We start from the raw sequence: 24639 nt of genomic DNA on the forward strand, positions 1-24639 counted from the left end.
ATCAGCCCGGCCGAGCCCGGGCTGATTCTTTTGTGCACCGGATGGGCGATCCCCTGGCGGGTCATTCAGTGTTCTTTATAGAGGTCGGGACGGCGGTCGTGCAGTGAATCGTTGAGTGGTCCGATGCGGGTTCGATCAGCCGTAATGGTGATGGTGGCGTCCAGTCGGCCGGAAGGGTCGGTGCGTCCGTGAAGCCATCCGTCGCTGCCAATGATCGCGGTACCCTGCGTCCAGGTATGTCCCCGCTCGGTTCCCCGGCGGTCACAGCAGACGATCGCCATGGCAGATGCCCGTGCCGCGGCCATGCCCTGGATGACCTCGGGCGGGTGCTCCCCGGCGGGCCGGGGCAGCAGTGGCCAGTTGGTCGGTACAACGGTGATTTCCGCGCCCCGGAGGGCCAGGGAGCGCGGCATTTCCGGGAATTCGAGGTCGTAGCAGATGAGAACCCCGACAGCGCCGGCGGGCGTCTGTATCACCGGGGGGACCTGCGTCCCTTTGGAGAAGAGGGATTGCTCCTCGTCCCACAGGTGGGTTTTACGGTAGACGCCCTGTATCCCGGCCTGGGTGATAACAGCGGCGCTGTTGAACAGTTCCCCGTCGCCCTGTTCGCAGAATCCGACAATCACGACCATGTCCGGTGCGAGGTGTTTGGCCCACCGGTCAAACACCGGGTGATCGGCGGGCAGGGCGCACCGCTTTGCTTCGTCTTGGTGCAGGTAGTACCCACTCGTGGAGAGTTCCGGCAACACCAGCAGCTGGACCTTGTCGGTCGCAGCCGCTTGGATCGCGAGCTCGATCATCGAGAGGTTTGCCTCAAGATCACCGACCAACGGCGCAAGTTCGTGCGCCCGGACGGACACCTCGCGCTCTCGGGCTCCGGCGCGCACGGCGGCGGTCGCGTCCGAATTCATCAGGCGCGGACCGGGGTGCCGGACCCGGAGATCCGTGCCAGCCGATTCAGGCGCAGAGTAGCGGTGGCCCGGTGCGCGGCCATTCCCTCGGATGCGGAAATCACTGCGACGGCCTCGGCAAGCTCGGGGGTCGCGTCCCGCTCCACGCGCTGATAGGTGAGCGGTTTGAGGAACCGCGACACCGAAAGCCCCGCTGAGTGTTTCGCTCCACCGGCGGTCGGCAGGACATGGTTCGTCCCTGCCATGCCCTTGTCGGAATAAGCAACAGTGCTCCACTCTCCAAGGAAAACGGATCCGTAGTTGCGCAGGGTCGAGTGGTAGTAGTCGTTTTCGCCGGTCAGGAGTTCGAGGTGTTCGGGGGCGAGGTCATCCATGAGCGCGGCCGCGACCTCCCGGTTGGCCGCCACCGTGACGGAACCATAGTCACGCCACGCGGCGCCGGCGATCTCGGCCGTCTCCAGGGCCAGAAGCTGCCGGTCCACTTCCTCAATTACCTTCTGCCCCAGTTCTACGGAGGTGGTCACCAGCGCAGCGGGGGAGTTGGGTCCATGCTCGGCCTGGCCCAGAAGGTCCGCGGCCACGAGTACAGGATCGGCGTCTTGATCAGCGATGACCGCCACTTCCGAAGGACCTGCAAGCAGGTCGATGGCTGTCGCGCCGAACAGCTGGCGCTTGGCCTCGGCAACATAGGCGTTGCCCGCGCCGACCAGCATGTCGACGGGCAGTTCGCCGAGCAGCCCGAAAGCCATCGCGGCAAGGGCATGTACCCCGCCCAGGACGAAAACCCTGTCGACGCCGGAGAGGTGCGCTGCGTACAGGACGGCATCATTGGCCCGGCCATCGGGCCGCGGTGGCGTGCAGGCCAGAACAGTATCCACACCGGCGGCCTTGGCCACTCCCACGGTCATGAACGCGCTGGCGGTGAGTGGGAACCGTCCGGCGGGGAGATAGGCGCCCACCCGGGAGAGGGGGATGTAGCGCACGCCGGCTTTCACCCCGGGCACCACCTCGGTTTCAAAATCGACAAGGTGCTCCCGCTGAATTCGGGCGAATGTCTGAGTGCGCTCGGCTCCGAGCTCGATCGCTGCGCGCAGGTCGGCGGGCAGCCGGGCCCCGCTGGTCTCAATGTCTCCTGCGGAGAGTTCTACCCCGCCGCCCTTCCATCCGTCCAGCGTGCCGGCGTACCGCAGTACGGCGTCCATGCCGCCGCTTTCTATGTCGCGAAGCATTGTAGAAACTGTTTCGATGACGGCAGGATCACGCTGGGCCGCGGGCGCATCGACCAACGGTTCCTTGAGGTGGTGGTAACGACCGGTGAGGCTCTGCAGCACGGAGGGAGTAAATAGCATGCCGTGATCGTAGGCAGGATTGCCGACCTGCCACAAGAACTATAGAAGCTATCGAAGCTATAGTTTTAGGCTATGACACTTACCCAGCTTCGGGCTTTCCTGCTCGCTGCCACGCTCGAGTCTTTGACTGCCGCAGCCGCCGCTCTGGGAACCACCCAGCCCACCGTCTCCGAACTGGTCCGCAAGCTCGAGGCCGAGCACGGACTGCAGCTGTTTGTCCGGGGCGGCCGACGCCTCGTGCTTACCTCGGCGGGGCGGGAGCTGCTGCCGTGGGCCCGCCGGGTGGTGGAAGGAGCCGACGGCGCCGAGCAGTCGTTGAATGCGTTCCGCGGCATGACCGGGGGAGTGGCTTCCGTGGGCGTTCTGCGCAATGCCCCCTACTACTTCCTCTCCGACCTTGCGGTGCGGTTCCATGCCGAGCGGCCGGGCGTACGCACGCGGCTGATCGGCCAGAACTCTGTCGAAGTTGCCGAAAGCGTCCGTTCCGGGCAGCTCGAGGCGGGCCTCGTCGTCCTGCCTATCACCCACGACGGGCTCACCGTCACCCCGATTCTGCGCGATGAAGTGCTCTGGGCCACGACCGATGCGGCGCGGACGGCGCAACCGATGACCATGGAGGCGATTGCCGAAGCTCCACTCATTCTGTATGACGCCCATTACGGATGGGAGGATCCCACCCGGCGGCAGCTGGCAGACCGCGCCCAGCTTGCCGGAGTGCGGCTCGAGCCGATGATCGAGGTGGAGAACGTGGAATCCGCCTTGGCGCTGGTCGCCCGGGGGCTCGGAGACACGATCGTCTCCCGGGCAGTCGCAGCCAGTGCAGCCTTCCCGTCCCAGGCATCGACCGTGCCCTTCGCCAACCCCTTTTTCGAAACAATCGCCGTCATCACGCGCGAGGATGCCGCACTATCCCCGGCCACGTCCGAACTGCTGCGGCTTGCCACCGAAATGATGAGGACAGCCCATCCGGAAGGTGCATAGCTTTTTCCTATAGCTGACAGTGGGAAACATCGCCTTGTGCGATGCCCCCGGCCCAATTATGGTCGATCGATGGAACCACAATGCAGTGCGACTATCTCCGGAGGACAACCATGAACTCATCAGTCACGGCGGCACAGCAACCGGCCGCACGACCGGGGATCATCGAGTCCCGGTCCATAGACTGGGTGCCGCTGACCGAGCGCGGCGGGAAGCCATGGAGTCTGTTTCCGCTGTGGTTCATGTCCAACGCCAACGTCACCACCCTGGCAACCGGCATGATCGGCGCTGCCCTGGGAGCATCCTTCGCGACTTCCCTCCTGGCCATCGTGCTGGGGGTTGCCGTGGGAACCGTCTTCACCGCCTTCCATTCGGCCCAAGGGCCACAGCTCGGACTGCCCCAGATGATCCAGTCCCGGGCACAGTTCGGCTTCCGCGGGGTCGCCTTAATCTGCGCGGTCGTGGTGTTCAGCCTGGTCGGCTTCAACATGTTCAACCAGATGCTTGCAGCCGACATCCTCACGATGACCACCGGTTCAGCGGTGAATCCTCTGTGGTACTTCATGATCAGCGCGCTGGCACTGGTGCTTGCGGTGTTCGGGTATCACTGGATCCACAAGACACAGAAGTGGCTGACCCTGCTCTTCCTGCTCACCTTTGGCCTCTTCACCGTCGCGGCCATCTTCGCCGTACCGCTCGCCGACGAGCAGTTTTCCCTCGCCGGGTTCGCCTGGGCGCCCTTCCTCGTTCAGTTCGGTGCCGCGGCAGCATACGCGCTGGGGTGGGCACCGTACGTATCGGACTATTCCCGATACCTGCCGCCGGAAACCCGTCCGGGAAAGGTGTTGGCCTACACCTACGGGGGTGTGTTCGTCGGCGCCGTATGGCTCATGTCCCTTGGCGCATTCATTGCCGCAGCCTTCCAAGGAACGGCCCCGCTGGAAGGTGTCAGGGATGCTGCTGACCAAATTGTGCCGGGAGCGGGATACTGGCTGCTCATCGCCGCTCTCCCGGGCCTGGTGAGCGTTATCACCGTGAACATCTATGCGGCGGCCATGGAACTGATCACCGCGGCCGACTCGATCCGACCGCTGAAACCCACCCGTACTGTCAGGGTTATCAGCTGCACCATCATCGCGGTTGCTGCTTTCATCGGCTCCCTCCTCAGCACCGGTGAGTTCCTCGCGAACTTCGGCAGCTTCCTGGTCATCCTTCTTTATGTCCTGGTCCCATGGACCTCGGTCAACCTCGTCGACTACTACTTCGTCCGCCGCGGGCAATATGCCATCGGTGAGATCTTCAAGCCCAACGGCATCTACGGCAACTGGGGCTGGCGGGGTATGACCGCATATATGGTCGGAATTCTTGCCATGGTGCCCTTCGCCGTCACCGCCTGGTACGTGGGACCACTCGCGGAGGCGCTCGGAGGAGCCGATCTTGCCCTCTTTGTCGGTCTCGCAGCCTCCGCCATCGCCTACCTCGTCCTCGGACGGTCGCTCGACCTCGACGCCGAACGCCGGATCGCCAACCAAGGCCGCGAAGCCTCGGGACAGGAGGCAGTGTCCTTCGAGAGCCGCCGATAGGCACCAACCCCACTTCCGTCAGGTTCCGGGCATCCTGCTCCAGCGGCGGCCTTACCGAGACACGGGATCGATTCAAGGCACGAACCCGTCAGTGGACGACAATCCGGAGACTATCGCCCCTTCGCCGCAAGCCCTCCCACAACCCGGTCCCTTATCCCGACGCCGCTAATGTCCAGCACTTTCCCCTGTGTGCAGGCTTCGAATGGCTGAACGCTGCACCGAAAAGCGGGGTGGGCGTGCACAGCCTCGAACCGTTCATCGATGCCGTTTTCCTCCCACCTAGTCGAATCCTAGTCGCCGACGGCATCGCGGCCCCGACGCACGATGAGTGGGTCGGGCTCGCGGATCACTGAGGTGTCCTTGCCTTCGTAGTCGAACTGGTTGAGAAAGAAACGCATCGCGTTGATTCGTGCCCGCTTCTTGTCGTTGGACTTCACAGTGATCCAAGGCGCGTGATCGGTGTCGGTTCGCAGGAACATCGCTTCTTTGGCTTCTGTGTAGTCGTCCCACCGATCCAGGGAAGCTAGATCCATGGGAGATAGTTTCCACTGCCGCACCGGGTCAATCTGCCGGATGGCGAATCGGGTGCGTTGTTCCCGGCGCGTCACGGAGAACCAAAATTTGGTGAGGTGTATCCCGGAGTCGACCAGCATCTTCTCGTAATCCGGCGCCTGCGTCATGAAAATCTGATACTCCTCTTCAGTGCAGAAACCCATCACCTTTTCAACGTTTGCCCGGTTGTACCAGGACCGGTCAAACATCACGATTTCCCCGGTCGTGGGTAAATGCTGGACGTAGCGCTGGAAGTACCACTGGCCCTGTTCTCTGTCCGATGGTTTGCCCAGTGCCACGGCTCGGGCGGAGCGCGGATTCAGATGCTCCGTGAAGCGCTTGATTGTCCCTCCCTTGCCGGCTGCGTCCCTGCCTTCGAACACAATGATGTGCTTGAGATCATTGTCTTGCCCCCAGTATTGAAACTTCAGCAACTCGATCTGCAGCAGGTACTTCTCCAGCTCGTACTCGTCTCGGGTGAGCCGCTCTTCGTACGGGTAGTCCTCCCGCCACGTTTCCACAGCCAAGCCACCGGGATCGATTAACTCTGGGTCCTGGCCCTGCCCGCCGCGAACGGTGTAACCCTGGCTCACCAAATGGTCGATGGCCTCGCGCAGGTTCTCCCGCACCCAACCCTGATCCTCGGAGTCCCATGTTGTGCCGGCCTGTGCCATCACCGTCTGCTTCCTGTCGTGCCGAGCGATTGGCGGCAGTTTAGCAGCGCCGGTCACCCGGATGACGACTGCGTCGGACTAGGTCTTGGCCTGGCGACCTCCTCCGTCGACCTGGTCACCGGCAGGCTTCCCACAGTGCCGGGCGACTCGAAAACGTTCGTGCCCGTTGTCGCCGTGCGGCCCCTGCGTCCGCTTTGATGAGCACCGGGGGCATGGCAGAGTTGGACGCGAAGCACTCCCAGCAGAACGAAGGAACAGTGGCTACCAAGGTCAACAGCAAGGGAACCACCGGCACGCCCCCGACGGCGTCGTGGCGGGACGTGCAGCCGGCCACCGTCGTGCTTCTCAGCGGCCCCGAGGACTACCTCGCGGCCAAGGCCTCCGAAACCCTCCGCGCCCAGGTGCGCCGCGCTCAGCCCGGTGCAGAACTCGTCTCCCTGGATGCCGGAACCTACGAGGGGGGAAGCCTCACGATGCAGGCCAGCCCGTCGCTGTTCGGCGACTGGAAAATCATCGAGGCAAGCAACCTCTCGGCAATGAACGATGCCTTCCTCCAGGATGCACTTGACTATCTGGCCGACCCTTCGCCGGAGGTCGTGCTCATCCTGCGGCACAGCGGCGGCAACCGCGGCAAGAAACTCCTCGACGCGCTCAAGGTTCACGGGGCGACGGTCGTTGACTGCCAGCCGTTCAAAAAGGACTCCGAAAAGGGTGAATTCGTCACCGCCGAGTTCCGGCTCGCCCGGCGGCGGATCGACGGCGATGCCGTCCGTGCGCTCGTCGCCGCCGTCGGGTCCCAGCTCGCCGAATTGGCAGCGGCATGCCAGCAGCTGATCGCCGACACCACCGGCGACGTCACCGCCGAAGTCGTCGAAAAGTACTATGGCGGCCGTGTCGAAGCCACGGGCTTCAAGGTCGCCGACGCGGCCCTCGCCGGCCGTGCGGCGCAGGCACTGTCGATGCTCCGCCACGCCCTGGCGACCGGTGCCGATCCCGTTCCCCTCGTGGCGGCCCTCGCGATGAAGGTCAGGGCGGTCGCGAAAGTCCACGGCGCACAGGGATCGTCGGCCCAGCTTGCACGAACCTTGGGCATGGCACCGTGGCAGGTGGACCAGGCCCGCCGGGAGGCTCAGCGTTTCACCTCCGAATCGCTGGCCCGCTGTATCAAGGCCCTCGCGGAGGCCGACGCGCAGGTGAAGGGCGGCTCGCGGGATCCGGTCTACGCGGTGGAGCGGGCCGTAACGATCATCGCCCTCGGCCACCACTAGGGCCCGCGGCTGCCGCGGTGTCCCGCTGTCGGGACAACCTTCCGCGGTTGGACGCAGACCCCGCAGCCACGTTCCTCGCTCAGGGCCCGGAAACGACTGAGGCCGGCCCCGAAAGGGACCGGCCTCAGAACGAAATCTAAAGATGCAGCCTAGAGCGCGTTGACCTTCTTGGAGATCGCCGACTTGCGGTTGGCTGCGTTGTTCTTGTGCAGCACACCCTTGCTGACAGCCTTGTCGAGCTTGCGGCTGGCGGTCTGGAGTGCGGCCGCGGCTGCGTCCTTGTCAGAGGAGTCCACGGCGGTTGATACCGCGCGGATAGCCGTCTTGAGCTCGGACTTCACCGAGTTGTTGCGCTGCCTCGCCTTTTCGTTGGTAAGGATGCGCTTTTTCTGGGACTTGATATTTGCCACGTATGAGAACTTTCTTTGTATTGCGGACTGGTCGTGAGGGAATTTCGGTCCAACCAAGAACTGAGCGGCGTGGGGATACCGTGTGGCGATTGGTCCAAAGTGCCCGTCGACCTGCGCGGACACACAGCAGTAAATATTAGCAGAAAAGCACCGATGCGCCGACTGCAGCACCGCTATGCTCCGCGCGCCGTCCGGAAGAACGGCGCGAATCCAGCCGCCGGGCCCTCAGCGGCGCCGCATCGAATCGAGCACGGCGTCGAACGCGGCGCGGTGCAGCACCGCCCCGTTACGGCGGATCGCCGACGGTTCCAGACGGAGCACCCGGTCCACGTTCACCTCGCTGGGGCGGCCCTTGGGGTCCCAGGCGCCGGTCCCAATGTCGACGTAGCGGCGATCCTTCGACGAGGCATTATTGCGGTCGCGGGTGGTCAGCGGCAGGGCCAGGAGCCGATTCCCTTCCCGCCCGATCAGCAGCACCGGCCGGTCCTTGCCCTGCGCCGGATCGTCCTCGTAGGGCACCCACGCCCATACGATTTCACCGGGGTCCGGCTTCCCGTCGGGCCGGGGCGCATAAGAGACGCCGCTTCCCGCCGCCGTTCGCCGGTCGGAGCGGCTGCGCGCCGCGGGGGCTCCCGGGAACACCAGGCGCTTCAGCAGGCGTCCCGCGGACCGGAGCGCTCCCTTGTACATTCCTCCTCCGTTGATTCCCATGCGGCAAGCCTAGCGGCGGGGGAGCAGGGCCCCCGGAACGCCGCCGGTTCCGTTCCGATTCGCCGCTCGTGGGACACTTATAGGACAGCGGATGCGACAACGCTGGCGAACTTGAAAAATATCCCGTAAAAGTGAGGAACCCACGTGTCACCCATGGCCCGCACCGCTCCGGTGCCCGCCGCCACTGATCCGGCGATTATTCGGAACTTCTGCATCATTGCGCATATCGACCACGGGAAGTCGACGCTGGCCGACCGGATGCTGCAGCTGACCGGCGTCGTCGAGCAGCGTGACATGAAGGCCCAGTACCTGGACCGCATGGACATCGAACGCGAGCGGGGCATCACCATCAAGTCCCAGGCCGTCCGCCTGCCGTGGGAGTACGAGGGCGTGACCTACGCGCTCAACATGATCGACACCCCCGGGCACGTCGACTTCACCTACGAGGTCTCCCGGTCACTTGCCGCCTGCGAGGGTGCGATCCTCCTCGTCGACGCGGCGCAGGGCATCGAGGCGCAGACGCTGGCAAACCTCTACCTCGCCCTTGAAAACGATCTGACGATCATCCCGGTGCTGAACAAGATCGATCTCCCCGCAGCACAGCCGGAGAAGTACGCGGCGGAACTGGCGAAGCTCATCGGCGGCAAGCCGGAGGACGTCCTGCTGGTCTCCGGCAAGACGGGGGCCGGCGTCGAGGCGCTCCTGAACAAGATCACGGCTGAACTTCCGCCGCCCGTCGGTGATCCCGACGCGCCGGCCCGGGCCATGATCTTCGATTCGGTGTACGACACCTACCGCGGCGTCGTCACCTACGTCCGCGTCGTGGACGGGCACCTCAGCCCCCGCGAACGCATCCAGATGATGTCCACCCGGGCCAGCCACGAGCTGCTCGAAATCGGCGTGAGCTCCCCGGAGCCGACCCCCTCGAAGGGCCTCGGCGTGGGCGAAGTGGGATACCTGATCACCGGGGTGAAGGACGTGCGGCTCTCGAAGGTTGGAGACACGGTCACCAACCTGGCCAAGCCTGCGTCGGAGTCCCTGGGCGGTTACGAGGACCCCAAGCCCATGGTGTTCTCCGGGCTGTACCCGCTCGACGGCACCGACTACCCCGTGCTGCGCGACGCGCTCGACAAGCTGAAACTCAACGACGCGGCACTGACCTACGAACCTGAGACCTCCGCGGCCCTGGGCTTCGGCTTCCGCGTCGGCTTCCTTGGCCTGCTCCACCTCGAGATCATCCGCGAAAGGCTTCAGCGCGAGTTCAACCTCGACCTGATCTCCACCGCGCCGAACGTCGTCTACGAGGTCACCCTCGAGGACAAGAGCGTGGTCACGGTCACCAACCCCAGCGAATACCCGACGGGCAAGGTGAAGGAGGTGCGCGAGCCGATGGTCTCGGCAACCATCCTCGCGCCCAACGAGTTCGTCGGCGGAATCATCGAGCTGTGCCAGCAGCGGCGCGGCCACATGCGCGGCATGGACTACCTCTCCGAGGACCGCGTGGAAATGCGCTACTGGCTGCCGCTCGCCGAAATCGTTTTCGACTTCTTTGACCTCCTGAAATCCAAGACCCGCGGCTACGCCTCGCTCGACTGGAAGGCCGACGGCGACCAGGTCTCCGACCTCGTCAAGGTCGACATCCTTCTCCAGGGCGAGCAGGTCGACGCGTTCAGCGCCATCACCCACCGTGACAAGGCCTACGCCTACGGCGTCATGATGACCGGGAAGCTGCGCGAACTGATCCCGCGGCAGCAGTTCGAGGTGCCGATCCAGGCGGCGATCGGATCGCGCATCATTGCCCGGGAGAGCATCAGGGCAATCCGCAAGGACGTCCTCGCCAAGTGCTACGGCGGTGACATCACCCGCAAGCGGAAACTGCTTGAGAAGCAGAAAGAAGGAAAGAAGCGCATGAAGATGGTCGGCCGCGTCGAAGTGCCGCAGGAAGCATTCATTGCGGCGCTTTCCTCCGATGATTCAAAGGACAAATCCAAGAAGTGAACCACCTGTCCTGCCCGACCGCGCAGGGTCCGCGACATGCCTAGTGCACTGCCGCTGGGCCTTCCCGCTCCCGGAGACGGCCTGCTGCCGGCGCACGCGGCCGAGGGCGCCGCTGACCGGAAATTCGGGCTCTATGTGCACATCCCGTTCTGTGCGGTCCGCTGCGGGTACTGCGACTTCAATACATATACAGCCACCGAGTTGGGCGGGGGAGGCTCCCAGGACGAGTACGCGGGCACCGTCCTGCAGGAACTCGACCTGGCCGGCACGGTGCTTGCCGGGTCGGGCCTGCCCGAGCGTCCTCTCTCCACTGTCTTCTTCGGCGGGGGGACCCCCACGCTGCTTCCGGCTGACGACCTCGTCACGATCCTCGCCGCCGCCGTGCGGCGGTGGGGGCTGGTCGAGGGCGCCGAGGTGACAACCGAGGCGAACCCCGACTCGGTGACCGAGGAGTCGCTCCAGACCCTTGCGGACGGCGGGTTCACCCGCGTTTCCTTCGGCATGCAGTCGGCGGTTCCGCACGTGCTGGCCGTCCTTGACCGGACCCATACGCCGGCCCGGGTTCCCCAGGCCGTGGAGTGGGCGCGGCAGGCCGGGTTGAAGGTCAGCATCGACCTCATCTACGGGACGCCGGGAGAAACCCTTGACGACTGGCGGTATTCGCTCGAGACAGCCCTGTCCTACAACCCCGACCATATCTCGGCCTACGCCCTGATCATCGAGGACGGAACCAAGCTGGCGGGCCGTATCCGCCGCGGCCAGGTTCCGCCCATCGACGACGATGACCACGCCGAGAAGTATGCGATCGCCGACGAGATGCTCACCCGGGGCGGGCTGCAGTGGTACGAGGTCAGCAACTGGGCGCGCACGCCGGCCGACGAGTGCCGGCACAACCTTGCATACTGGCGCGGCGATGACTGGTGGGGGGCGGGCCCGGGCGCGCACTCCCATGTCGGGGGAGTGCGCTGGTGGAACGTGAAGCATCCGCGCGCCTACGCCGCTGCGCTGGAGGGCAGCGCGTCACCCGCACAGGGCCGGGAGATCCTTGACGCCCGGGAGAAGTACGTTGAAGACGTGATGCTGCGGGTGCGCCTCAGCGAGGGGCTGCCCATCAGCCGCCTCGATGCGGCCGGACGGCGTGCGGTCGCGGGACTGATCGCCGAAGGCCTTGTCGAGGCGCGCGACGTTTTCCAGGGGCTGGTGCGGTTGACCAGCAGCGGGCGACTGCTCGCCGACGCGGTGGTCCGCCGCCTCCTCCCGGACTGAGCCGCACCCCGGGAGGGGATCGTGCGCGGAGGCCACCAATACACGCACAAACGACTGCCGCCCTGACACTGTCGGGGCGGCAGTTCCAAAGCGGCAAGATTAAAGCGGCTTTTTCGCCAGTTGCTGCACCCAGGCCGGGGTGGGCTTTCCGAGCTTCTTATCCGTGGTCATCCGGAGGCGCGCGGCGCGGATCCGGACCCGCTCGTGGTCACCCTGGCGCACAACGGGCGCGGCGGGGCGGCGCCCGGCCTGGCCGTTACGGCTTGCTGTTGTGCTCACTGCCAGCCTCCTCGATCGATTCCTCGGTGTTTCCATTGTTCCCCATGCCGCCGTTTCCGTCCACGACCCCCGGCGCCAGCGGTTCGGCCCAGGCCACCTCGATGATCGCCACCTCTTCCTCGCCGGCGAGATCGCTCTGCGCCAGAAGGTCAAGGACGCCAAGGCCGATCTCCTGGCGGTGGGGGTCCTCGGACATCGACGCATCAAGCGCCCACTCGGCCCGCGCCCACCACTGCGAGCGCTGATCGGCCTCTCGGCGGTGCTTGATGTTCGTCCAGGCGATGGCCCCCGTCACGAGCGCGGCCAGCAGGATGGCCAACGGGCCAAAAGCGCCGACGATCTCCCACCAAGGAGTGGCGTCGGAAACGATATCGACCATCACGGGATCCGGCGGGGCAGTGGTTCGTTGGAGCACCCTGCCAGCCTAACCGCCGCAAGCGGCCGGATCCTCCGGGTGCCCCGCCCCGCATGTCGCACGGCGCGGACCGCCCCTGATTGGTAGAAAGGAGCAATGGTCCAGTCCCGGAGGGGACGCCATGCGCCCGGCGGGGCGGGCCTCCCCGGATTCGGGGGCGGCCGGCTCCATACTTGATGACGGGCGGCCTACCGCGGCCGCTGTCGGCACGACGAAAGGCATTACCTTGAGGAACTCCGCTCTGATGGCGCTCACCGCTGCAGCCCTGCTGCTGACCGGGTGCTCCGTTGCCCCGGCCGCAGACCGGGAACCGCTGCGTACCACGTCGCCGAGGGAGGAGACGCCTCCGGCCGAGGAAACGCCTGCTGCGCCCGTCGAAGCGGCGCCCGACGCCCCCATCGTGGAAACCACCGTGCCCGCGCCGGTCGAGACGCCCACCGCAACGCCTACGCCGAGCGAGGCGCCGCCGGAACTCACCTGGGATGGTGCTCAGTACCCGCAGCCAGTGGAGACCCCCGAAGAAGCACCGGCCGACCTGGTGCTCGGCGGCCAGTGGGTGGCGGGCGAGACCGGGACCGTCACCGGTTCCGGATACCGGCCGGGCGAGGAAGTCGCTGTCATGTTCGGCCGCGAGGGCGACGACGTCATCACCCAGACCATCCGGATGGTGGCCGACCCTTCAGGGAAGTTCACCGCATCCATCGCGATTCCGGAGGAAGCCCCCGGCGGCTCGTACCGAGTCCTTGCGAGCTCCGAAAGCCACAGCCAGTGGACGCTCGTCAAAATCACCGCCGCGGGTCTCTAGCTGCGGCTGAGCAGCCTCACCGGCCGGGTTGCGGCCCGGCCGGTGTCAGCGCAGAAGGCGGAGGTTGACGGCGTAGCGGTAGGGCCGGCCGCGGTTGACCTGGATGCCCGCTGTGACGGAGAAGACCGCTATCGCAACCCAGATCAGGGCGTTGATGACGGCGAATACGCCGCCGACGACCGGCAGCAGCGACAACAGCCACGCCGCGAGGGCCAGCACCGTCGGCGGCAGGGTGAAGTTGAGTGCTTCCTTGGACTCCTGGGCGGTGAACGGCCCGCGGTCCTTGAAGATCAGGTAGATGATCAGCGAGGGGACGAAGCCGAGGATCCCGCCGAAGTGGGCGAGCGTCGCGAACTGCCGGTCTTCGGCCGCCGTCAGCGGCAGGGCCTGGGCCGGTGCGCCTTCGAAGGCGGACCGGTTTGCTTCCCAGCCGGAGTCCTGGTGCTTGTCGGCGGTGTTAGACAACGAGATTCCTTTTCAGCGTGGCCGGATTCCCCCAGCGTTTCCTCTAAGGGTACTTGGTGCTGCGCGGGGCCCGCATCAAGCATTCGCCTCACCGGCGGTGAGGAAGTCAATGACTTCCTCGACCCTCCCAAGGAGCGAGGGCTCAAGATCTGCATAGGTGTTCACGCTGCCGAGGATCCGCTTCCAGCCGTGCGCCACGGCCGCCTGGTTGTGGTGGGGCCAGCCCAGGCCGGCCAGAATGCCTGTTTTCCAGTCCTGCCCGCGGGCCACAACGGGCCAGGCCGAAAGCCCGACGGCAGCAGGTTTCACCGCCTGCCAGACATCGACATACGGATGCCCCACGATCAGCACGTGTCCCCGGGCGCCGGGAAGCGCCATCGCCTGCTGCGCTATGCGGGATTCCTTGGTGCCTGGAAGCAGGTGGTCAACGAGGATGCCCAGGCGGCGCCGGGGCCCCGGTGAAAAGGCGCGCACCGCGCCTTCGAGGTCGTCGATTCCATGGAGCGGCTCGACGACGATCCCTTCATGGCGGAGGTCCTCGCCCCACACCTTCTCCACCAGTTCGGCGTCGTGCTGTCCCTCCACCCAGATCCGGCTGGCCCGTGCAACGCGCGCCCGGGCCTCGGGAGCCTTGACCGACCCCGAGGCGGTCCGAGCCGGTGCGGCCACCTTGGCCTGCGGCGCAACAACGTGCACCGGTTCGCCGTCGAGCAGGAAACCGTGGCCGAGCCGAAAGGTGCGCTTCTTCTCGCGGCGGCCCTCAAGCACCATGACGTGAAGGCCACCGGACTTCTCCACCCGCACCACGGCCCCGACGAATCCGCTCTGGATGTCCTCGAGCACAAGACCGAGATCGGCCGGAACGTCGCGGAGTTGGGTGCGCTTCGGGGCGGAGAGGTCCTGTGCGCCCCAGGCGTAGTCGGCCACCGTTGATCTCGCTTCCGTGTGGTCCGGCGCACGCTCTGTGACCGGGTTTTCAATGCTAACAATCGCCCGGAACGTACTAGACTTAGCACTTGGGTGTGTCGAGTGCTAACCGTTGAGCGTGCACCGCCCCCACGAAACGGAACAACGGAGGTGAACCAGATGAGTGAACCGCGACGCCTTGAGGTGCTGCAGGCGATCGTTGAAGACTACGTCCATTCCCGGGAGCCGGTCGGTTCAAAGGCCCTCGTTGACCGGCACAGGCTCGGAGTCTCCTCGGCAACCATCCGCAACGACATGGCCGTCCTCGAAGAGGAAGGGCTGATCACGGCACCCCACACGAGCTCGGGGCGGATCCCGACTGACAAGGGGTACCGGACTTTCGTCGACCGGATCGCCGAGGTCAAGCCACTCTCCGCCGCGGAGAAACGGGCCATCCAGACGCTGCTCTCCGGTGCCGAGGACCTCGACGACGTCATGGACCGCACGGTCCGGCTGCTGGCCCAGCTCACCAACCAGGTGGCCGTTGTCCAGTTCCCGCGGCTCGGCTCCGCGGCGGTGCGGCACATCGAGCTCGTGCTGCTCGCCCCCCAGCAGGTTCTTGTGGTCCTCATCGCCACCAATGGCACGGTGCACCAACGCGTTGTCCCGCTGCCCGCCCCGGTGCCGGAGGCCGACCTCGCCGAACTCAAGCAGCGGATCCTCGCAGGGGTTGCCGGGGCGAAGCTTTCCGCCCTCCCGCAGGAGCTCGCCGGGGTGCCGGCTTCGCTGCCGCAGCACCTGCACACGGCCGGAGCGGCGCTGATCCGTACGCTTGAACAGCTCGCGGGCATCAGCCGGGAGGACCGCATTGTGATGGCCGGTACTGCCAACCTTGCCCGGTCCACAGTAGACTTTCCCCTCAGCATTGGACCGGTCCTCGAAGCGCTCGAGGAACAGGTGGTGATGCTGCGGCTGCTATCCGAGATGGAACACGACGCCCGCGGCGTGTCCGTGCGCATCGGAAGTGAAAACCCCTACGGCGGTCTGTCGGAAGCCTCGGTCATCGCCACGGGCTACGGGCCGGACGCCACCGCCAAGCTGGGTATCCTCGGACCCACACGGATGGACTACCCAAGCACCATGGCCGCGGTCCGTGCGGTTGCCCGGTACCTTTCCCGGGTCCTCGCGGAGTAAGGCCGGCGGCACGGCGCACCCCGGCGCGGTACGGCCGGGCAATACAACGTTTGACAGCTGATTCAGCAGGAAGAGATGTGCACGAGTGAGTAATCACTATGAGGTTCTTGGCGTTTCGCAGGGAGCCAGCGGCGAGGAAATCAAGAAGGCCTACCGGAAGCTCGCCCGCAAGCTCCACCCGGATGTGAACTCCGGGCCCGACGCGTCGGAACAGTTCAAGCGCGTGAGCCACGCCTACGAGGTGCTCTCGGACCCACAGAAGCGCCGGGTGTACGACACGACCGGCAACGAAAACGGAACCGACAACGGCTTCGGCTCCGGATACTCGGGATCCGGTTTCGCCTTCCAGGACATCTTCGAGACCTTCTTCGGCGGAGGAGGATCCAGCGGGCCGCCCTCACGCACCCGCCGCGGGCAGGACGCGCTGATCAACGTGCGCATCGACCTCAAGGACGCCGTCTTCGGCACGAACAAGAAGATTGAAGTCGACACAGCAGAGGTCTGTTCGACGTGCGACGGCACCTGCTGCGAGCCGGGAACCTCGCCCCGGACCTGCGACATCTGCGGCGGATCCGGCCAGGTCCAGCGCGCCGTGCGCTCAATCCTCGGCCAGGTCATGACCAGCGCGCCCTGCGGAACCTGCCAGGGCTTCGGCACTGTTATTCCCCACCCCTGCCACGAGTGCAAGGGCGAAGGGCGGACCCGTGCACGTCGCACCCTCACCCTCAAGATCCCCGCGGGTGTCTCGACCGGAACGCGCATCCAGCTGTCCGGACAGGGCGAAGCCGGAACGGCCGGGGGACCGCAGGGCGACCTTTACGTCGAGATCCGGGTCAACACCGACTCCACCTTCCTGCGTGACGGCGACGACCTGCACGTGACCCTCAGCGTGCCGATGACGGCCGCCGCCCTCGGCACCTCCGTCAACCTCGACACATTCGACGGCGACCAGGAACTGGCGATCAAGGCAGGCACCCAGTCCGGGGAAATCATCACCCTGCGCGGGCTTGGCGTCACCCACCTGCGCGGCCAGGGGCGCGGCGACCTCCGGGTGCACCTCAACGTGGAGACCCCGCGCAATGTCGACGCCGCGCAGGAGGAACTGCTGCGCAAGCTCGCCGAACTGCGGGGCGAGGAAGCAGCCGAAGGCCAGTTGGCGAGCAGCGGCTCGGGCGTCTTCGCGCGCCTCCGGGAGCGGCTGGGGAACCTGTAGGAGTGACACGGCCCCTGTTTTTCGCCGACCCCGAAGCGGTCCGTGCGGCAGTGCCCGGCGGCGTGTTCGTCCTGCGCGGAGAGGCAGCCCGGCACGCTGCAACGGTCCGGCGTCTCGGCCCGGGGGAGAGCATCGATATCAGTGACGGTTCCGGGTTTCGGCTCAGCGGTGAAATTACTGACAGCAGCCAGGGCGCCCTGACCATCGACGTCGCCGCCGTCGCCCAGGAGGAGCCTCCCCGCCACCGGCTGGTGCTGATCCAGGCACTGGCCAAGGGAGACCGCGACGAACAGGCCGTCGAAGCGGCCACGGAACTCGGTGTCGACGCAGTCGTCCCGTGGCAGGCTGAGCGGAGTATCGTGCGCTGGCGCGGGGAGAAGGCTGCCAAGGGCAGGCAGAAATGGGAGGCCGTGGTTACCGCGGCCGCCAAACAATCACGGCGGGCGTGGATTCCGGAGGTTTATCCCCTCCTTGAGTCGACCCAGCTCCCGTCCCGGCTTGCCGGGTTCGAACGGGTCTTCGTCCTTCACGAAGACGCCCCCGACGGCCTGGCCCGGGTTCTTGAGGGCAGCGGCCCCGGTGAACCGGGCACAACCGCCGTGGTGGTTGGACCCGAAGGAGGGATCAGCGAGCGGGAGATGCTCGCTTTTGAGGCCTCGGGGGCGGCAGCGGCGAAGCTTGGGCCGTACGTCCTTCGCTCATCCTCTGCCGGCCCCGCGGCGCTGGTACTGCTGAACCACCTGCTGCAGCGGTGGTAACCAGACCCCCGGCCGGCGCCGGATAAGCACCCGGCCGGCCCGGCGCGTCAGCTCACTTGATTTCGATAAGCTTCGTGTCGGCATACTGTTCGGCGCCCTCCGGAACGCTGCCGTCCGTGCGGAAAACGCTGATTTCGTAGTGCCCCGGCGGAAGTGCGACGGTGAACTCGTAGGTTCCGGGAACGCCCGCCGCGCTGTCGAGTTCCACGGTTCCCTCCTTCACCGTTCCCGCGTTCATGGCACTCCCCGCTGATGCCGCACCCTCGCCGCCAGGCGGGATTACCGCGGTGATCCGCCATGCGAGGAGCGAGGAATCGGAGACGCCGCTGCCGTTGACGACGACGGTGGACGGGTCGCGGACGTCGCCGTTCTGCGGGTTGGCGATCCACACCGGGGCGACGAGAGAGGTGTCGCGGCGCAGCTCCCCATCGAGGCTCACCTTGTCGAACGCCCGGTAGCCAGCCTTGCCGTCAACGAGGATCACGACCGAACTTGCCTCACCGCCGGTGATCAGCCCGGCGTTCGCCGCGGCCGCCGTCGCCGTAAACACAAGCTGTTGGATCGCCCGGCGCGCTGCGACTTCGGTGAGCCTGCCACGGAAGGCGTCGGCTGAGATGTCGACGGTGATCACGTTCCGCTGGGAGATCGACGAAGTGACATGGGAGGCGGACTCCCACGCCGTGTAGAAGTCGGAATCGAGCGGGGCCGCGGTCGTCATGAAGCGAACGGCGTCGGCGATCGGGTCGCCGATTCCACCTGGCATATCCGCAGGCACGAACTCCCGGTACAGCCGGGCATCCGAGCCGGATCCGCCGAGCCAGTACACCGGCAGCAGCTCCGTCGAGCTCGGTGATTGGGCCGCCACGCCCTCAACGGGGGCGGCCTCGGCGCCGAGGTTCGCCTTCGCGGCCCCGGGATCCGTTGCAGTGGGGATGGGGGAGGGCACAACGGCTTCAGGCAGCCCCGTGCAGGCAGGAAGCATCAGCAGGCTGCTGGCGAGCACGACGCCCGTCGCTGAAAGAAGGAGGCTCTTGCCGCCCAGCCGGCTGCGGCGCAGCGGGTCTTGCCTGGTCACGGGTGCCTCCTCTCGACATCCTTGGCCGCGGCCAGCCGGGGCGGCTGGACGGCATCAGAAAAGCGCACCGGTGGTCTCCTCCGGGTGAGCGCGCAGTTCAGCTTTGCACAGCGGACGGGCGGCATTGCGCGTAAACCGGGCCGCCGGCCGGACTGAAACGGTATCGATATAGAGCCGTTGCGAAGTTGGAACACTCGACCGGCAGGTTACGGTGCCGGCGGCCGCACGGGGGCAGGACGGCGCGGGGAAGCGATGCCGTAAGATTAAGGTGCGCAGGATCCGGTACAACAACACTCGAATCACAGCAAGGGGCGATGGAAGGCCGAGCGGCCGTACTATGAGCGAATCTTCAGGCATGAGCGCGGCCGGGCTAGACACAAGAGTCGTGCAGTTCGACTCGGGGGAACAGATGGTCAAGGCCCTCGGCACCAATGACGAGGCACTTCGGCTCATCGAGGCAACCTTCCCGGGCGTCGGCCTCCAGGCACGCGGGAACGAGCTGTCCATCACCGGCCCCGCTGCCGATGTTGCCCGCACCGAGCGCCTGATCGCCGAGGTCCGCACAATGGCCATCAACAACACGACGGTCAACCCCCAGGTGCTTGAGCAGCTTGTCACAATGCTGCGCACCCAGAGCGCGAGCAGGCCCTCGGACGTGCTGACGCTGAGCATCCTTTCCTCGCGGGGCAAGACCATCCGCCCGAAGACCCTGAACCAGAAGGCCTACGTCGACGCGATCGACCGCAACACCGTTGTCTTCGGCATCGGCCCCGCCGGCACCGGCAAGACCTACCTCGCCATGGCCAAGGCGGTTCAGGCCCTCCAGCAGAAGGAAGTCAACAGGATCATCCTCACCCGGCCCGCCGTTGAGGCCGGTGAGCGCCTGGGCTTCCTTCCGGGCACGCTCAACGACAAGATCGACCCTTACCTGCGCCCGCTGTACGACGCGCTCCACGACATGATGGATCCCGACTCGATCCCCCGCCTGATGGCCGCCGGAACCATCGAAGTCGCGCCCCTTGCCTACATGCGGGGCCGCACCCTCAACGATGCCTTCATCATTCTCGACGAGGCCCAGAACACCACGCCCGAGCAGATGAAGATGTTCCTGACCCGCCTTGGATTCGGTTCAAAGATGGTCGTGACCGGAGACGTGACGCAGGTCGACCTTCCGGGCGGCACGAGCTCCGGGCTGCGGATCGTCAGCGACATCCTCTCCGACATTGAAGACGTCCACTTCAGCGTGCTCGACGCCTCCGACGTCGTCCGGCACCGCCTCGTCGGGGACATCGTTAGCGCATACAGCCGCTGGGACGAGGAACAGAACGCCTCCCGCGGGGCGTCCGGCGAGGCGGCGGGCGACGGCGCGGCCCGCCGGGCGAAGGCTGCGGCGCGGCGATGAGCATCGAAGTCAATAACGAGTCGGGGTACGCCGCCGACGAGGAGAACCTCGTACGCCTCGGGAACTTCCTCCTTGAAAACCTATTCGTCCACCCCGACGCGGAGCTGTCCATCATCCTCGTCGACACCGACACGATGGAACGCCTGCACGTCGAGTGGATGGATGAACCCGGACCCACCGACGTGCTCTCCTTTCCCATGGACGAGCTGCGCCCCGGAGCCGCAGGACGTGTCACCCCGGCCGGGGTCCTCGGCGATGTCGTGCTCTGCCCGGAGGTCGCGCAGAGCCAGGCGGCCGCCGCTGGGCACAGCACCGGTGAAGAGCTGCTGCTGCTGACCACCCACGGCGTGCTCCACCTGCTCGGCTTCGACCACGCCGAGCCCGATGAGGAAAAGGAGATGTTCGGCCTGCAGCGCCAGCTCCTCAGTGATTTCCTCGGCCGGCAGGCGCCCCGGGAGACCCGCGCTTGATCATCTGGCTACTTGCGGTAATGGCGCTGGTCTTCCTGATGGTTGCGGCGCTGGTGACCGCTGCCGAGGCGGCATTCAGCTACCTCCCGAGGCACGAAGGCGAAGCCCTCGTGTCCGAGTCGCGCAACTCCGCTCTGCGCGGCATCCTCGAATCCCCGACCGCGGCAATGCGTGCCCTGCGCTTCTGGCGGGTCTGGTTCGAGATGGCAGGCGCGGTGGCGCTGGCGATCCTGTTCCACGACCTCCTCGGCAACGTGTGGCTTGCCGGGCTGATTGCGACGGCGGTCCTGGCCGTTGTCGGGTTCGCCCTTGTCGGGGTTTCGCCGCGGCAGCTCGGCCGCGCCCACGCTCCGGCCGTTGTCCAGTTCACCGCCGGGTTCGTGGCCTTCCTCTGCGCGGTGCTTGGTCCGATCCCGCGGTGGCTCGTTGCGGTCGGCAGCGCAGTCACCCCCGGTGCGGAGCGCGACGATGCAGCGTTCTTCACGGAAGAGGAATTCCGGGAGATGCTCTCGCGCGCCAACGACGCCGAGATGATCGAGGACAGCGAGGCGGAACTGATCCACTCGGTGTTCGAGATGGGCGACACGATGGTGCGTTCGGTGATGGTGCCCCGCACCGACATGGTCACCCTCGAATCGGGTGCGACGCTCGACGAGTCGATGTCCTTGTTCCTCCGTTCGGGGTACTCGCGCGTCCCCATCATAGGCGAGAGCGCCGATGACATCATCGGAATCCTTTACCTCAAGGACGTCGTCGCGGAGCTGCACGGCCGGTCCCCGGACGGCGGAAGCCGCCCTGTCGACCCGGTCTGCCGCGAGGCCCGTTATGTCCCCGAATCGAAGCCCGTGGGTGACTTCCTGCAGGAGCTCCAGCGCGAATCCACGCACGTCGCGATCGTCATTGACGAGTACGGCGGAACCGCCGGCCTCGTGACCCTCGAGGACCTCATCGAAGAGATCGTCGGCGAGATCGTCGACGAATACGATTCCGAGGTCCCGGAACAGGAAAGCATCGACGAAGGCGCATACCGTGTCAGCGCACGGATGGGCATCGACGACCTCGGCGAGCTCTTCGGGCTCAACCTCGAAGACGAAGAGGTCGACACCGTCGGCGGGCTCCTGGCCAAGACGCTCGGCAGGGTGCCGATTGTTGGCAGCGAGGTCACAATTGACGGTATAACCCTGCGGGCCGAGCGGCTTGAGGGCCGGCGGAACCGGGTTTCACACATCATCGCCTTCCGGCACGACGCCGACAGCGACGAAGGCACTTTGGCAGACGAGAGAGAAACGGCGGAAGAATATGAGCGGCGATAAGCACCGGGCGGGATTCGTGTCCCTGGTGGGCCGGCCAAACGCCGGCAAGTCCACACTGACGAACGCGCTGGTCGGACAGAAGGTTGCGATCACTTCGGCGAAACCGCAGACCACCCGCCACACGATCCGCGGCATCGTTAACCGGGAGGACGCGCAGATCGTGCTCGTCGACACGCCGGGCCTGCACCGCCCGCGCACCCTCCTGGGTCAGCGCCTCAACGACCTGGTCGCGGACACGCTCGCTGAGGTCGACGCCGTCGGTTTCTGCATCCCCGCCAACGAGAAAATCGGCCCGGGCGACAAATTCATCGCACAGCAGCTGGCGCGGCTCAACCGCAAGCCCCTCATCGCGGTCGTCACCAAAACAGACCTCGTTGACCGAGCCCAGCTCACCGAGCAGCTCCTTGCTGTGGCGCAGCTCGGCGTGGACGTCGTCGGACCCGACGGATGGGCGGACGTGGTGCCGGTGTCGGCCGCCGACGGATTCCAGATCGACACCGTGGTGGAGGTCTTTACCCAGCACATGCCTGAATCCCCAGTGCTTTACCCCGGGGGGGAGCTCACCGACGAGCCCGAGGCCGTCATGGTGGCCGAGCTCGTCCGCGAAGCGGCGCTCGAGGGTGTCAGGGATGAACTGCCGCACTCGCTTGCCGTCGTCGTCGAGGAGATGATCCCGCGCGAGGGTCGGCCCGAGGACAATCCCATGCTTGACGTCCACGTCAACCTCTACGTTGAGCGGTCCTCGCAGAAGGCAATTATCATCGGTAAGGGTGGTGCCCGGCTCCGCGAGGTGGGAACCAATGCGCGGCGCAGCATCGAAGCACTGCTCGGAACCCGGGTTTACCTCGACCTTCACGTTAAGATCGCAAAGGACTGGCAGCGCGATCCCAAACAGTTGGTGCGCCTCGGGTTCTAGTCCGCGGGGTTCCAGCCGGCGCCCTGACGGACGTTCGATCTAGTGCCTTGATTTTCCGCCGGCAACGGCGCTTAGCTCCTTGAAAGGGACCCGCACGCGTGAGTGAAGACAAAGGACCGTTCGGACCTGGTCCCGCAGGTTCCGGATCCTCCGCGGGCGGACGGGAAGCCGCAGCCCCGGCAGGGAGGCACCTCGGCCCGCCGGCCCGGCCGCGTGCGCTTCAGGCTGCCGCTGTAGGCCTCTCAACGCTCCTGCTCGGAACCGCTGCCTTCGCCGGTTTCCAGGTCCTCCGCCTGCAGTCGAACGTCGACACCCAGCCCCTCAACATCGGGGCAAGCCGGGAGCCTCAGCTGCCCGTCGACCTCAGCACCGATCCGGTGCAGATCCTGATCCTTGGCACCGACACGCGCACCGGCAACGGCGGCGAAGATGTCGGCGGCGAGGATCTTTCCTCGGGCTCGGGCAACTCGGATGTAATGCTCCTTGCCAATCTCTCGGCCGACCGGTCGACCGTCACGGTGCTGAGCCTGCCGCGGGACCTCCTCGTTCCCCTTCCCAGCTGCGTCAACCCGGACACGGGAGATGTATCGCCGGCCATGGATCTCGCCCAGCTCAACGGTGCACTGAACTCGGGCGGACCCGGCTGCACGGTTGCGGCAGTCAACGAAATGACGGGGCTGAGCGTCGACCATTTCATGATGGCCGACTTCAACGCCGTCAAAGAACTCTCCGCGACCCTCGGCGGGGTGGAAGTATGTGTCGACCAGGCCGTCGAGGATGAATTCTCCGGGCTGAGCCTTCCCGCCGGCACCAGCGAAGTCGAGGGGGAGCAGGCACTTGCCTTCCTGAGGACGCGCCACGCGTTCGGGGACGGCGGCGATGCCGGCCGCATCCGCGCCCAGCAGTCATTCATGGCTTCGCTGGCCCGCAAGGTGCAGGAGGAGGGGACGCTCAACAACCTTCCGCGCCTCTACTCAATTGCCGAAACGCTCAGCAAGAACCTGACCGTCGATGAAGGGCTTTCCCAGGTCACGGAGATCCTCAAACTCGCCGACCGCGTCAAGAACGTCGACCTTGGAAACATCGCCTTCGTCACCGTGCCGACCGCGCCCTGGGACGAGGACCCGAACCGCCTGGTGCTCGATGAGGAGCCGGCCGAAAAACTGTTCGCCGCGCTCCGCGCAGACCGCAGCCTCACCAGCCCCTCGCCCACGACCAAGCCGTCCGCCGGCACGCCGGCACCCGGGGCCGGGAGCTCCCAGGGCCCGGCGCCGACCGGACCCTCCTCGAAGAGCCCCGCCGCCGAGACGACCACACCGGAAACGCCGGCCTTCGACGCCGCATCGATCCCGGTCACGGTGGTCAACGGAACCGGCGACCCGGCGCGCGCCGCCGAAATCCAGGGGATCCTCCTCGACGAGGGGTACGCCCTGGCTGGAACGCTCGAGGGCGGATCCGCGCCGGCCACCCAGCTCCTCTACGGGCCGGGATACGAAGAGGCAGCGGCCGCACTGCAGGCGCTCCTGGGCATCCCGGACAGCCAGTTCATCGCCAGTGCTTCGCTGCCGGGCATCGAGGTGCAGGCAGGCGCCGACTTCGTTTCGGGACCGAAGGTGAAGCGCGAACCGCTCGCGCCCGGACTCGACGGACAGACGGCCGAAGAGGTCACCTGCCAGGCGTCTTCAGGGTTCTGACGGGAGGCGCCCGGGTAGGCGCCTCCCGTGCCCG

At 66.1% G+C, this 24639-nt stretch carries 24 protein-coding genes; 14 read left to right on the forward strand and 10 right to left on the reverse strand.

Annotation, left to right across the window (positions count from 1 at the left end):
- Window positions 1-65 precede the first annotated feature (65 nt).
- Window positions 66-911, reverse strand: coding sequence for a nitrilase-related carbon-nitrogen hydrolase (locus tag AC4D14_RS03510; protein WP_490900179.1), 846 nt, complete (start codon window positions 909-911; stop codon window positions 66-68).
- Window positions 911-2260 (reverse strand): histidinol dehydrogenase, encoded by a 1350-nt coding sequence (gene hisD / locus AC4D14_RS03515; protein WP_490900180.1) that lies wholly within the window; start codon window positions 2258-2260, stop codon window positions 911-913. Before hisD ends, AC4D14_RS03510 begins: the two co-directional genes overlap by 1 nt.
- A 72-nt stretch (window positions 2261-2332) precedes the next feature.
- Here hisD and AC4D14_RS03520 point away from each other — a divergent pair, with 72 nt between their 5' ends.
- Window positions 2333-3241, forward strand: coding sequence for a LysR family transcriptional regulator (locus tag AC4D14_RS03520; RefSeq protein ID WP_490900181.1), 909 nt, complete (start codon window positions 2333-2335; stop codon window positions 3239-3241).
- A gap of 110 nt (window positions 3242-3351) precedes the next feature.
- Window positions 3352-4821 (forward strand): purine-cytosine permease family protein, encoded by a 1470-nt coding sequence (locus tag AC4D14_RS03525; RefSeq protein ID WP_490900182.1) that lies wholly within the window; start codon window positions 3352-3354, stop codon window positions 4819-4821.
- A 290-nt stretch (window positions 4822-5111) separates the two neighbouring features.
- Here the strand turns inward: AC4D14_RS03525 and ppk2 are convergent, their stop codons facing one another.
- On the reverse strand, window positions 5112-6047 hold the full coding sequence (ppk2, locus tag AC4D14_RS03530; protein ID WP_490900485.1) for a polyphosphate kinase 2: 936 nt from the start codon (window positions 6045-6047) through the stop codon (window positions 5112-5114).
- 212 nt (window positions 6048-6259) lie between these two features.
- Between ppk2 and holA the strand changes: the two genes are divergently transcribed.
- A complete protein-coding gene (gene holA / locus AC4D14_RS03535; protein ID WP_490900183.1) occupies window positions 6260-7315 on the forward strand; it encodes a DNA polymerase III subunit delta in 1056 nt (351 codons plus the stop codon).
- Between the two features lie 149 nt (window positions 7316-7464).
- On the opposite strand, the gene rpsT is transcribed toward holA, so the two are convergent.
- Window positions 7465-7725, reverse strand: a complete 261-nt coding sequence (gene rpsT, locus AC4D14_RS03540) for a 30S ribosomal protein S20 (RefSeq protein WP_490900184.1) — start codon at window positions 7723-7725, stop codon at window positions 7465-7467.
- 225 nt (window positions 7726-7950) lie between these two features.
- Window positions 7951-8436 (reverse strand): type II toxin-antitoxin system PemK/MazF family toxin, encoded by a 486-nt coding sequence (locus AC4D14_RS03545; protein WP_490900185.1) that lies wholly within the window; start codon window positions 8434-8436, stop codon window positions 7951-7953.
- Between the two features lie 144 nt (window positions 8437-8580).
- Between AC4D14_RS03545 and lepA the strand changes: the two genes are divergently transcribed.
- Both lepA and hemW read left to right on the forward strand, forming a co-directional pair.
- Window positions 8581-10434 (forward strand): translation elongation factor 4, encoded by a 1854-nt coding sequence (gene lepA / locus AC4D14_RS03550; RefSeq protein WP_490900186.1) that lies wholly within the window; start codon window positions 8581-8583, stop codon window positions 10432-10434.
- Window positions 10435-10470: 36 nt separating this feature from the next.
- On the forward strand, window positions 10471-11700 hold the full coding sequence (gene hemW, locus AC4D14_RS03555; protein ID WP_490900187.1) for a radical SAM family heme chaperone HemW: 1230 nt from the start codon (window positions 10471-10473) through the stop codon (window positions 11698-11700).
- Between the two features lie 99 nt (window positions 11701-11799).
- Here the strand turns inward: hemW and AC4D14_RS03560 are convergent, their stop codons facing one another.
- A complete protein-coding gene (locus AC4D14_RS03560; protein ID WP_490900188.1) occupies window positions 11800-11979 on the reverse strand; it encodes a hypothetical protein in 180 nt (59 codons plus the stop codon).
- A complete protein-coding gene (locus tag AC4D14_RS03565) occupies window positions 11957-12394 on the reverse strand; it encodes a hypothetical protein (protein ID WP_490900189.1) in 438 nt (145 codons plus the stop codon). The genes AC4D14_RS03560 and AC4D14_RS03565 overlap by 23 nt, the downstream gene beginning before the upstream one ends.
- A gap of 226 nt (window positions 12395-12620) precedes the next feature.
- Here AC4D14_RS03565 and AC4D14_RS03570 point away from each other — a divergent pair, with 226 nt between their 5' ends.
- The gene (locus AC4D14_RS03570; protein ID WP_490900190.1) at window positions 12621-13199 is read left to right on the forward strand and encodes a hypothetical protein; all 579 of its coding nucleotides are present in this window, start codon (window positions 12621-12623) and stop codon (window positions 13197-13199) included.
- 45 nt (window positions 13200-13244) lie between these two features.
- Here AC4D14_RS03570 and AC4D14_RS03575 read toward each other — a convergent pair whose 3' ends face one another.
- Both AC4D14_RS03575 and AC4D14_RS03580 read right to left on the reverse strand, forming a co-directional pair.
- Complete coding sequence (locus AC4D14_RS03575; protein ID WP_490900191.1) at window positions 13245-13664, reverse strand: DUF4870 domain-containing protein; 420 nt, start codon at window positions 13662-13664, stop codon at window positions 13245-13247.
- Between the two features lie 75 nt (window positions 13665-13739).
- Window positions 13740-14591, reverse strand: coding sequence for a DUF3097 family protein (locus tag AC4D14_RS03580; RefSeq protein WP_490900192.1), 852 nt, complete (start codon window positions 14589-14591; stop codon window positions 13740-13742).
- A gap of 159 nt (window positions 14592-14750) precedes the next feature.
- Here AC4D14_RS03580 and hrcA point away from each other — a divergent pair, with 159 nt between their 5' ends.
- The 3 genes from hrcA to AC4D14_RS03595 all read left to right on the forward strand — a co-directional run bounded on the left by hrcA (window position 14751) and on the right by AC4D14_RS03595 (window position 17735).
- On the forward strand, window positions 14751-15764 hold the full coding sequence (hrcA, locus tag AC4D14_RS03585; protein WP_490900193.1) for a heat-inducible transcriptional repressor HrcA: 1014 nt from the start codon (window positions 14751-14753) through the stop codon (window positions 15762-15764).
- Between the two features lie 85 nt (window positions 15765-15849).
- Window positions 15850-16977, forward strand: coding sequence for a molecular chaperone DnaJ (gene dnaJ, locus AC4D14_RS03590; protein ID WP_490900194.1), 1128 nt, complete (start codon window positions 15850-15852; stop codon window positions 16975-16977).
- 2 nt (window positions 16978-16979) lie between these two features.
- Window positions 16980-17735, forward strand: a complete 756-nt coding sequence (locus tag AC4D14_RS03595) for a 16S rRNA (uracil(1498)-N(3))-methyltransferase (protein WP_490900195.1) — start codon at window positions 16980-16982, stop codon at window positions 17733-17735.
- 52 nt (window positions 17736-17787) lie between these two features.
- Here the strand turns inward: AC4D14_RS03595 and AC4D14_RS03600 are convergent, their stop codons facing one another.
- Window positions 17788-18810: a GerMN domain-containing protein gene (locus tag AC4D14_RS03600; RefSeq protein ID WP_490900196.1), complete on the reverse strand. Its 1023-nt coding sequence runs from the start codon at window positions 18808-18810 to the stop codon at window positions 17788-17790.
- 337 nt (window positions 18811-19147) lie between these two features.
- On the opposite strand from AC4D14_RS03600, the gene AC4D14_RS03605 reads away from it, so the two are divergent.
- From AC4D14_RS03605 to AC4D14_RS03625, 5 genes are all read left to right on the forward strand, one after another.
- A complete protein-coding gene (locus tag AC4D14_RS03605; protein ID WP_490900197.1) occupies window positions 19148-20212 on the forward strand; it encodes a PhoH family protein in 1065 nt (354 codons plus the stop codon).
- Entirely contained in the window at window positions 20209-20682 is a 474-nt protein-coding gene (ybeY, locus tag AC4D14_RS03610) for an rRNA maturation RNase YbeY (RefSeq protein WP_490900198.1), read from the forward strand. The genes AC4D14_RS03605 and ybeY overlap by 4 nt, the downstream gene beginning before the upstream one ends.
- A 20-nt stretch (window positions 20683-20702) precedes the next feature.
- The gene (locus AC4D14_RS03615) at window positions 20703-21995 is read left to right on the forward strand and encodes a hemolysin family protein (RefSeq protein ID WP_490900486.1); all 1293 of its coding nucleotides are present in this window, start codon (window positions 20703-20705) and stop codon (window positions 21993-21995) included.
- Window positions 21982-22911, forward strand: coding sequence for a GTPase Era (era, locus tag AC4D14_RS03620; RefSeq protein WP_490900199.1), 930 nt, complete (start codon window positions 21982-21984; stop codon window positions 22909-22911). Before AC4D14_RS03615 ends, era begins: the two co-directional genes overlap by 14 nt.
- 98 nt (window positions 22912-23009) lie before the next feature.
- Window positions 23010-24605: an LCP family protein gene (locus AC4D14_RS03625; protein WP_490900200.1), complete on the forward strand. Its 1596-nt coding sequence runs from the start codon at window positions 23010-23012 to the stop codon at window positions 24603-24605.
- Window positions 24606-24639 lie beyond the last annotated feature (34 nt).

The sequence above is a fragment of the Arthrobacter sp. TJ-254 genome, assembly GCF_058269175.1.